We start from the raw sequence: 9452 nt of genomic DNA, 5'->3' as shown, positions 1-9452 counted from the left end.
CCTCAACAATTTTGGCTATGGATTGACTGTCGCCATCTTTTGAAAATCCAACAAGTTTATCGAGAATTTCTGAAGCCTCCTTCTTTGAGAGGTTCTTTGGAATATCCTTTATCCCAAACTTATGTATTGCTTCCTTTTGCTTTTTGGTCGCCAATTCTTCATCTGCAACTTGATTTTCCTCAATTTTAGCTTCAACTTTTGATTGATGCGCCTACCTACTCCTCAAATCTTTAGCTATTTCCTCAATTATTTTTAAAGCAACTTCTCTTGCACCTTCGGGGCAGACCTTTGAAACCTTCTCATAAACTGCCTTGAACAATTCACATGTTATTAAACATTATTCAACAAGTATAAATGTAAAATTGGAGAAGTGTTAATCGAGGATATACTTATATGAGATATGTAGAATTGGTTGAGGGTGTTAGGAATTTTGAGGATTCTTTTTGGTTTGTTGAGTATTTGTATTTTAAGGCTCTTGAGTTGTTGGGGGATGTTAGAGCTGATTTAGGTAGGTTGGAAACTGTGGAGCATGTTGAGGAGATAATTAAGATGTTTCTCATTCATTGGGGAGGTATGAGGAGGACTGTGGGTAGGGAGGGTTTGGATTGGGAGCAGCTTACCAGACGGTTACGTGAAGCTAAAGATGCTTTCCGGAAATTGTATGGTAAGAGTTTGTTGGATATAGATTTCGATGATGTGGAAGTGAGGGATGCTATTATGAGAACTTATGAAGCGGTAAACATTAAATATATTGGAGCCACTGCAACCTCAAAGATTCTACATTTGCTCAATCCAGAAATATATGTGATGTGGGATGAAAGGATTAGGAGGAAATATAGAGTTAGAGGGAATGCAAAAGGCTACATAGATTTCTTGAAGCAAATGAAGAGGGAGGTGGAAGAGGCATTGAAGGAAGGGGCGAGGGAGAAGGGGTGTAGCGTAAAGGAGGTTGCAGAAGAAATTTGCAGAGAACTTCCAAGCAAGAAGCTTGGCAAAGAATATAGCAAGAAAACTTTAGCCAGAATCATAGATGAATACAATTGGTGGTCAACTCACCATGAACTTTGATGAACTCTCAGATTTAATATTCACTGAGATCGTACTAAGGGTTGGAAAACATAAGGGAATATTCATTTTCGTAAAGAAAGGCGAAGCTTAAAGATATACTAAAAGTGGATAAAAGAATAAATCATGCCATGAATCAAAGATTTAATGGAGGTTAAAATGAAAGAAGAGAAAGATGAAAGTTCAATTAAAGTTGATAACAATAAAGATGAGTCGAAATCTGTAAAGGAAGCTGAAAAGGTAGTTAAGCCTAGAAGCCTATACTATATCCAAATGGAAGCTAGGGGGGAGCAGACACCAACTCCAATATTTCAGAAGTTAATAAACATGGATTTTAACATGGAGGAAATTATGAAGACAAGTGAAATAGATTTCCTACTTGGTCCTCACGATTTAAACAAGATATTAGAAACTGCTAAAGAAGGATATGAAAAATGGCTTATAAAAGCGGGCGAAAAATTCCCTGAATCTTCTCAGAAAAAGTATTGGGAGGAGCATAAGATGGCTGTGTTCATGGATTCCCTAAGAGATATAACTTTAAACTACTTTGCAATCTCTTCCCATAAGAGGATTAAATATAGGCATTATATGCAAGCTTTAGTGAAAAGATTGAAAAGCTATCAGAAGACAGAATGGGTTAAACTTGCAAGTGAACTTTTTAATGAGTGGAGTTTAAGGGGGGATATAGAACAAGACATTTTGAAGATTTTAACGTGGTTGATATTGAAGGGCATGGTTTGGTATGAACAGAAACTTATGAGAAGTGATTCCTTTGATAATGAAAAACTGCCAACCATATGAGAATAAACAAAACTAAAATGTGATGTGAAAAGTTGAAAACTCATGAATACATACTCTGAAGTTTTTATTTCAATCATTTGTGGAAATAGTTCGTTTTCCTAGTAAAGCTAAAGTCTTATATTTACTCAGGACCTAAATGAATAATTTATGTTTAGAAAATTAATCATTTATCATATGTTCTCTGTCAGCAATTTGTACAGCAATTTAGGTTTAATGTAGTTTCCTGACTCATCAAATGATGGAAAGATTAGTTTAAGAGTCTTAGCCTCTATACCTAGTACTCGTTTAACATATGTTATTAGTTCTTGCTCTCCTAAACCTTTTGGGTAAACGTTGTCTATGACATCGATACCATAGCATGCTAGCGCCTTCTTTACGTCTTGAGGGACTGGTTTAAGCGAAGCTACTGCCATATGCTCTGGTCTAAAGATCTCCATGTAAGGCTTTACTTGGTTTTCTACATCTCTCTCCCAAGAAGAGTAGTCAAAGTTTTTACATTCTATTAATAGTTTGATTGCTGGATTTTGCAGAAATTCTCTAGGTTCTTTGGCGTATGTGAAGACGATATCTGGCTTAAGAGGTAGACTTTTTAGTCCCAGTCTCTTTTTAACTTCACAAGCTCTCTTATAGATTGCCATCTCCATAAACTGTGACAGAATATTCTTTCGTCGAGGAATTCCCTCGAACATACTTTCGGGGTCTAGATCAAACTCATACCACATCGCATAATCGTCTACTATCGCTATTGGAAACCATGAACTTTTCTCGAAAGATAGCGTTAGATGTTGAGATGTAAACTCTCTTAAAATTCTTGTAACAATCCAAGCTTGATGAATTTCCTTCGTTAAATTATTTAAGTGCATAAACCTTGCCTTTTCGCTATAGGGTATTAAGAAGGAAACTGGATATTTGAGGTCATTGACTATGTGAAGGTAGAGGATAACTGTGGCTAATAGTTTGCCTCCTCTCTCAATAACTTCCTTCTTAATGTAATTTAACATTGGCTTGTAGTACTTATCCCACTCATTTAAGAACCCTTTCTCTTTCGCTCCAAGATGAGCTAATTCATATCATTTATTATTGTAATTGGCAGTTTTCGTGCCCCCTTTTGTCACGATCTAGCAAGTCCTCAGCTGGAAAAGTCCAAATATCCACCCTACTTGGAGGTGAGGAAGCAAAAACATTACCAATAAAACCTTCAGCTCTGGAGGTAAATTTGATTACTGTCTTGCCCCTTATCCTTTCCATATCCACGTAATACTTATAGCCTTTCTCTTCATAAGATGCATAATATGATATGTGGACAAGTTTTCCATTCTCAACTATGAAGGATCTTAAAAATACTTAGAGAAAAAGAATTTCATACTTCTCTTTAGAAATTACTTGTTCTTCTTCTTAAAAGCAACGATAGCAACTACAGTAGCTAAAACAACAATGAACACTAAAGTAAGACCAAAGATTGCAATTAGTTCACCTATCTGAATACCATCTAAAAAAATTGAAAAAGGCGTTAAAGTCTATTTGCAAAATAAAAAAAATAAAAAAATAAAAATGTCCACGTTTCTCCGTGGGCATCTTATGCTCCATTTCTTCGGGGTTCGTCGTCCAATTCTTTGTAGTCGGTTTCCCTGTGGATCCTTATTTCAGCGTGATTGAGATTGAATAGGTTGTTCCATCATCAAGAGTCACAAATATCTTATAGGTTCCAGGCGACATGCCTTTGGTGCTCAGATTAAATATGTATTGGTTATTAGTTGGGTCGTATCTGAAGTAATTCCCATTGTTTGATGAGCCGGAGGATGTGCCTGGGTTAGTTAATGAGACGACCCATATCTGCGCTACTGCAGTTGAGATGTAGTTGCCGGAGTAGTCTGTCAGCTGGAACTTTACTGGAATGGTGCTACCTGTCTTAAACTGCGTTGGTCCTGGACCCAGTGGTGGAAGGAAACCGCTGAAACTATATATGGCTGTTACTATGGTCTTCTTAGTAGCTGTGTTGCCACTTGCGTCTGTAGCGGTCCAAGTCACAATTGTTGTGCCCAGTGGGAAGAAGTCAGGTGCATCATTTGTTAAGGTTGGGTTGGGGTCAACAATATCTGTTGCTGTTGCTCTTCCGTTCAATACGGATTTTGGCGCATTCACAAGAACTGTAAGAGTGTCTGGGGCTTCTATGGTTGGCGGTGTCGTGTCAACCACAGTGACTTTCTGAGTGGCAGTAGCTGTGTTGCCACTTGCGTCTGTAGCGGTCCAAGTCACAATTGTTTCTCCTAATGGGAAGAAACTTGTAGCGTTATTTGTTATGGTATATGGAGGCGTGCCTCCCGATACTGTCGGTGTGCCTAAATCAACAACTATGGCTCCTCCGGTAGTGTTGCCCTCCACAATAATGTCAGGCGGAGCAGTTATGCTAAGTGGCTCAATTGTTGGTGATATGGTTACAGAGACTACAGACCAGTCGCTAAACTGCGTGGACCTGCCTGCTCTAACTATAGCTGCTCTCACCCTGAAATAGTAAGTTCTTCCTGGCTGTAAGTTCGCTTGCGTTGTGTAGCTGGTGGTCGATGCATCGACCTCAAACTTTGAGTAAGTCTTAAAATCTTGGTCAGTTCCCCATTGCCCTTGATACATAGTAGCATTTTCGACTGGATTCCATGTGAGGGTTATAGAGTTGTTTGGGTTTACGGTCGCAGTTAGCCCAGTTGGAGCTGGAAGGGTTGGAGGGGTACCTTGAGGGTTACCTGCATATATTGGGGGAACTTGAATTATCGATAGAAAAGAGATGAGAACCCCGATTAGGAGCATAGCTTGGTATCTTGACACACTTCCTCTTTTCATATCACTAGTTTTTTTCATGCTATTAGTCTTGGGTGGGGGAATATATAAAGTTTTCGTCGCAATGACGATAGAATTCGACAAATAGCTATTTTTGTTTATACTTTAGTTTTTTAAGAAATTTTTCGTCATTAAGAAAGGCTCTTCTTAGTAATCTAAACCTTTGCTTTCCTTATTATAACTTGAGATCCACCAACTTCTTTAACAATCTCCCAACCATTGTTTAAGTGTTCGATAAGCTCGCTAACGCTAACCGCCTTGTATTCGTAGCTGTTCTGCTGAACAATTTTTCTCAGTTCAACTATTGCTTCTTCAGTACGCTTCTTCTTTAAAAGTTGTTCAATCTGTGCAATCTTACTTTCATCCTTTATTAAAACCCTAGCCAAGTTTAGAAGCTGTTGTTTTTGAAGTTCTTCTAAGCTTGTAGTTTCAAAGATTGTTAGGTGTTGAATTGCCTTTCTATACTCGTTTGCCAATTGTTCTTCACTTGGTCTAAAGTAGGAGCCTGCTAGATAACCGCCAGCATGACCCATCAGCCGCTCCCTTACGTCTGGAGAAACGCCTGCTAAATCTAAGCTTGTCCTAAAGAACTTTCGAAGCGTATGAACGTGATAGAGGTAAAACCTCTTTGCTTTCTTGTCTTTTGCACTCTTCTTCAACATTCTAATCCATCTTACGTTTATTGAAGTTGCATTCTTCAAAGGAATTATCTTGCTTTCCTCGTCTATTTGCTCATTTTTCCTTTTCCTGTACTCAAGCCAGGGGCCAGTGAAGAATACCTCAATTACATTTTCACAAATAAATGGAAAGATGTAGAGAAAGAAATAAACGAAATAAAAGAAAAACTTGATGGCTTTGAAAACAGACTAAAAGTTCTTGAAAGTGATTACCCAAAAATCAGAGAATTACTGGATAAAATGTCACAGATCAATACAGACATAAACCTCGTTAAAAACGATATTGAATTTTTGATGAAAGAAGTAAAGGAGCTCAAAGACAAATTTGACTTGCTTGAGAAAGAAGTAGGAAAGCTCAAACTTAGTCAACAAGTGCAGGGAGTATTCGCTATCGCAGACAGTAATAAATTCGCTGAGGGCTCATTATACAGTTACAGTAACGTCAGAGTCAAAAATGGCAGGTTAATGATCAGAGTAGAAAATAGCTACTATCAAATAGTAGAAACAGGTGGCTTCGGAAATAGTGCTAACAAGGGCATGAATGAACTCAGAAAAAGGGGCAAACACTACAATTTTGAAGCTTACTATGCGCTTGGGCTCGCATCCATTGTTGCTGAAGCCGCTAGGCTAGGCAAGGCTATTAATGAAGATGATGCTGATGTAATTCTCAAAGTAGCAAGTTCTGCTGTAGTATTAACTATTCATCAACAGGTAAAGCATATTTTAGAAGCATTAGAGCCTCTGAGGGATAAAGCTCCCCAACAATATCTTGAAATACTATTTAGAGTATCAAGAATAGAACTAAATAAAGATACAGCTAGGTTTATTTATGATGAATTGAACTACATTCTTTCTAACTTCTTTAATAGGCTTAGTGAGCTGGTTTGGCCACTCATGACCGCTGTGCGAGTATGCTCAGTCATACTTAGTAAGTATTATATTTATTTCACGAAGGAAGAGGTTGAGGATATTGTTGAGAGTATGTGCATTTCACTTAATGAATTAAAAAAGGAAGATAATGAGCTAGCAACCATAGCTGAAGCAAATGCGTTAATCCCAGCATTGAGGCATCCTAAGCTTAGGAATTCTATAAGTGAGTACTGCTCTGTAAAGGATCTGGTTACTAGGGCTGTTAAGGTTCGTAAGAGTCTTAGGGAGTTGGCTAATAATCCAGATAAATTGCTGAAGAATAAGCATTTCATAGATTGGGCCACTTCTGTGCTTTGGATATCCCAACAAAATATCAAAGGATTGATTACTAATATAGAAACACATCTTATGTCTTCATTAGCTGAGTATAAACTTGATAGTGGTGAGCTTGATGAAGCTTCAAAGCTCTTTGATGAAGCGGCTGAAGCATATAAAAGTATTGGGGATTGGTATAATTACATAACTGCTCGTGATTAGTTTTTACGTGCTGAGGTTCTTAAGGCTAGAAGCATCAAGGAGTATGTTAATGTAGCTAGTAATTTTGAGAAATTATGGAATGAAACTTTAGAGAATCTCGAATACACGGCAATGTATTTAGTGAATGCATCTAGGGTTTTAGGTAACTATCTTGTTTACTTAGCATCAATAGGTAGGTATGACGATATTGAGAAGATAAGAAATAAGCATGCCTACCTCCTTAATTATGATAAAGACGTATCGGTCTTAGCTAGGCTCATGCTTAGATTGCTGGGATTCACTAACGTTACTGAGGTTAAACCCAAAGAACTTATTGATGTATATGAGGCTCATATTTACCCTTATTTCTTACCAGCATTGAAGCTAGTGTTGAGGAATGCGAAGCCCTCGAATACCGTGACATATGCAGATATGCGTTTTTAGCCGTTAAAGGAAATAATGACGCTCTAACAGCGTTAAAGATTCCACTTAATAATTTACTTAGAAAGAAAATTCAAAATGATGTGGAGATATTTAAGCTTCTGCAGGAACTAGATGGTAAGGCGTTGGCTCAATTATTAGCACCTATGAGTTCAGAGTGTCAATTAGCCTTAATGCTCTACACCTTAGTTAGTGGTAATGCTGAGTTGGCTAAGAAACACGCACTGTGGGGATCAAAAGTGCTTATTGGATCGTTTGGTAGGCTTTTTGGTGATGTTTATGGGGCATGTTGTGATGTGAGTAGTGAAGGGTTTAAGTTGGTGCTTCTAAAATTATACTACCGTCACATTTAATTTGCTTTATCAATTGTAATAAAATCTGTGTTTTGAATTAAGTTTTTGTGTTTTTTAATGTTGTGAGGTTAGTATTTCTGGGGTTATGATTGTTTTGTGAGGTGTTGGTTTTAGTGTTTCTTGGTTAGTTTTTATGTGGTAGAATTATTAAGGCTAAAATTTTATCCTCTTTTTGCTGTAGTGCATTATTCTTTGAATAAGCTCTTCTATGGAAGGCATTCCTAAGATTCTATCTGTTTCATAGTATTTAAATTCTGTGAGGGTATGCTTGAATGTACCTCCATCGATTCTCCTTCAAGCTGAATAAACCGAGCCATCTGACAAAGCTCTATAAGCATGTATCTGTAAACTAAAACAATCTCTTTTCTCTTTAATTAATTTACAGAAGATACTTGCTTCCCTCATACATTCTTGGTTTTTATTAAATTGAGTTACTGATCAATATTGAGATCTATAATCACATAATTTAATCATTCAATCTGTATATGGACATTTTTGTGGAGGGGTTGTTTGCTTTATAGAATTTTGCAGCTCTCATGTCGCTGTAGGTCCCCTTTATGTTCCTGAAGACCCTTACAACACTAATTTTTGATGCACCCATGGATTTCGCTAACTCTAGTATTTTTGCTAGTAGGGCTGTCCCTATTCTCCTCCTCCAGTGGGGTTTAATGACGTGTATACCGTAATCGATATTGAAATTATGGATGTTCAAGTATGCCATTCCTACTGGTGAATCGTTGAGGAGGGCTGTGAGAACCAAGTGGTCTCCTCTTCTTGGGGATGATGAAACCCCAGCTCTGCTTTTGTATCCTCCTAAACGTTTCAACATCGTTTTCGCCCCATTCCGTGAGTGTTTTCATCCTTACGTCTTTGTTGGGCTCCAGAGTCCTTGCATTTATGTTCCAGAAGTATAGAACTGACTTAGCATTTATTAGGCTTAGATTTATTGGCGTCTCTTCGGGAACCATTAGGATCTTAGTTGAGGAGCCGTAGCTTTTAAGGGAATCTATGGCCTTGGGCACTTCATCCACCCTCTCTGTAATGGCTAGTATTGCTTCCCTAATCCCACCTTTAACAATCCACTTTACGCCAACAAGATGTAGGTTATCTTCTTTACTCAACAAATTAATGTTTTCAATGGGCTTCGCCCAGAATATCTTAAGCTTGCTAAGTTCATTGTACCATTTAACAAATTCTTCGAAACTTATGAAATCGAATAGCATGACCTTCATCCCTATAGCTTGAAGCCCAAATGATCCCTCTCCAAAAAGGCATTGCCACTGATATACCATGCAACATGAGACTTCATAAGTCTATCGACTCATACGACAGTCCAGATACCAGTATGTTGGAGGACCTGCAATTACATAGTGGAAGTTGAGAATGCATGCTTTACAAAGAGTTATAAGTTATTTAAGGGGTTGATGAGAGTAACAGTTATTTGGGTGGTTTGTATGAGGAATTTGATGCCTGAGATTCAGCGTGATAGGCTTATTGTTGAGGGTTTTATGGTGTGGGGGATATGTGAGGAATTTCTTAGAAGCTTTTTGATTGGGCTTAGTGAAGCTTTGGGTATGAGGATTATAGCAGGGCCATTCATATTCTCCCCTGACAAATTCTCCCTCATTCATAGGGGTTTGGGAGGCTTCATAGCGTGGGTTGAGTCTGGAGTTGCCTTCTATAGTTGGAGTGATCATAAATTCTTCACCTTGGACATCTATAGTTGTAAAGCTTTAAACGTGCAAGTTGTTTTGGATTATGTTAAGAGGGGGTTGAAGTGTAGTGATATTGTTTGGCAGAAGATAGAATATGAGTGAGCAGTATACGTGCTACAACTTCCTCTACGATGACTCTACTTAAGAGTATTGAAAGTTCCCAGCTTCAGGTCCGGGGGGAC

General features: G+C 38.1%; 11 protein-coding genes. 6 read left to right on the top strand and 5 right to left on the bottom strand.

Features of this window, described 5'->3' with window-relative positions:
- Nucleotides 1-408: 408 nt before the first annotated feature.
- Complete coding sequence (locus tag MRT15_RS07120; RefSeq protein ID WP_304329261.1) at nt 409-1068, top strand: hypothetical protein; 660 nt, start codon at nt 409-411, stop codon at nt 1066-1068.
- 156 nt (nt 1069-1224) lie between these two features.
- Nucleotides 1225-1866, top strand: coding sequence for a hypothetical protein (locus MRT15_RS07115; RefSeq protein ID WP_304329259.1), 642 nt, complete (start codon nt 1225-1227; stop codon nt 1864-1866).
- Between the two features lie 170 nt (nt 1867-2036).
- On the opposite strand, the gene MRT15_RS07110 is transcribed toward MRT15_RS07115, so the two are convergent.
- The 3 genes from MRT15_RS07110 to MRT15_RS07100 all read right to left on the bottom strand — a co-directional run bounded on the left by MRT15_RS07110 (nt 2037) and on the right by MRT15_RS07100 (nt 5360).
- Nucleotides 2037-2588, bottom strand: coding sequence for a hypothetical protein (locus MRT15_RS07110; RefSeq protein WP_304329257.1), 552 nt, complete (start codon nt 2586-2588; stop codon nt 2037-2039).
- A 916-nt stretch (nt 2589-3504) separates the two neighbouring features.
- Entirely contained in the window at nt 3505-4701 is a 1197-nt protein-coding gene (locus MRT15_RS07105) for a PxKF domain-containing protein (RefSeq protein ID WP_304329255.1), read from the bottom strand.
- Between the two features lie 152 nt (nt 4702-4853).
- Nucleotides 4854-5360: a hypothetical protein gene (locus MRT15_RS07100; RefSeq protein ID WP_304329254.1), complete on the bottom strand. Its 507-nt coding sequence runs from the start codon at nt 5358-5360 to the stop codon at nt 4854-4856.
- Between the two features lie 66 nt (nt 5361-5426).
- Here MRT15_RS07100 and MRT15_RS07095 point away from each other — a divergent pair, with 66 nt between their 5' ends.
- From MRT15_RS07095 to MRT15_RS07085, 3 genes are all read left to right on the top strand, one after another.
- Complete coding sequence (locus MRT15_RS07095; RefSeq protein ID WP_304329252.1) at nt 5427-6782, top strand: hypothetical protein; 1356 nt, start codon at nt 5427-5429, stop codon at nt 6780-6782.
- Between the two features lie 120 nt (nt 6783-6902).
- On the top strand, nt 6903-7205 hold the full coding sequence (locus MRT15_RS07090; protein WP_304329250.1) for a hypothetical protein: 303 nt from the start codon (nt 6903-6905) through the stop codon (nt 7203-7205).
- A 143-nt stretch (nt 7206-7348) separates the two neighbouring features.
- Nucleotides 7349-7555, top strand: coding sequence for a hypothetical protein (locus MRT15_RS07085; protein WP_304329249.1), 207 nt, complete (start codon nt 7349-7351; stop codon nt 7553-7555).
- A 466-nt stretch (nt 7556-8021) separates the two neighbouring features.
- On the opposite strand, the gene MRT15_RS07080 is transcribed toward MRT15_RS07085, so the two are convergent.
- Both MRT15_RS07080 and MRT15_RS07075 read right to left on the bottom strand, forming a co-directional pair.
- Nucleotides 8022-8267, bottom strand: coding sequence for a GNAT family N-acetyltransferase (locus MRT15_RS07080; RefSeq protein ID WP_304329248.1), 246 nt, complete (start codon nt 8265-8267; stop codon nt 8022-8024).
- The gene (locus MRT15_RS07075) at nt 8254-8778 is read right to left on the bottom strand and encodes a hypothetical protein (RefSeq protein WP_304329246.1); all 525 of its coding nucleotides are present in this window, start codon (nt 8776-8778) and stop codon (nt 8254-8256) included. Before MRT15_RS07075 ends, MRT15_RS07080 begins: the two co-directional genes overlap by 14 nt.
- Before the next feature lie 231 nt (nt 8779-9009).
- On the opposite strand from MRT15_RS07075, the gene MRT15_RS07070 reads away from it, so the two are divergent.
- On the top strand, nt 9010-9372 hold the full coding sequence (locus MRT15_RS07070; RefSeq protein WP_304329244.1) for an S-adenosylmethionine decarboxylase: 363 nt from the start codon (nt 9010-9012) through the stop codon (nt 9370-9372).
- Nucleotides 9373-9452 lie beyond the last annotated feature (80 nt).

Source organism: Candidatus Culexarchaeum yellowstonense, assembly GCF_024707025.1.
Classification (GTDB): Archaea; Thermoproteota; Methanomethylicia; order Culexarchaeales; family Culexarchaeaceae; genus Culexarchaeum.
This window is presented reverse-complemented; position numbering and strand designations above follow the sequence as displayed.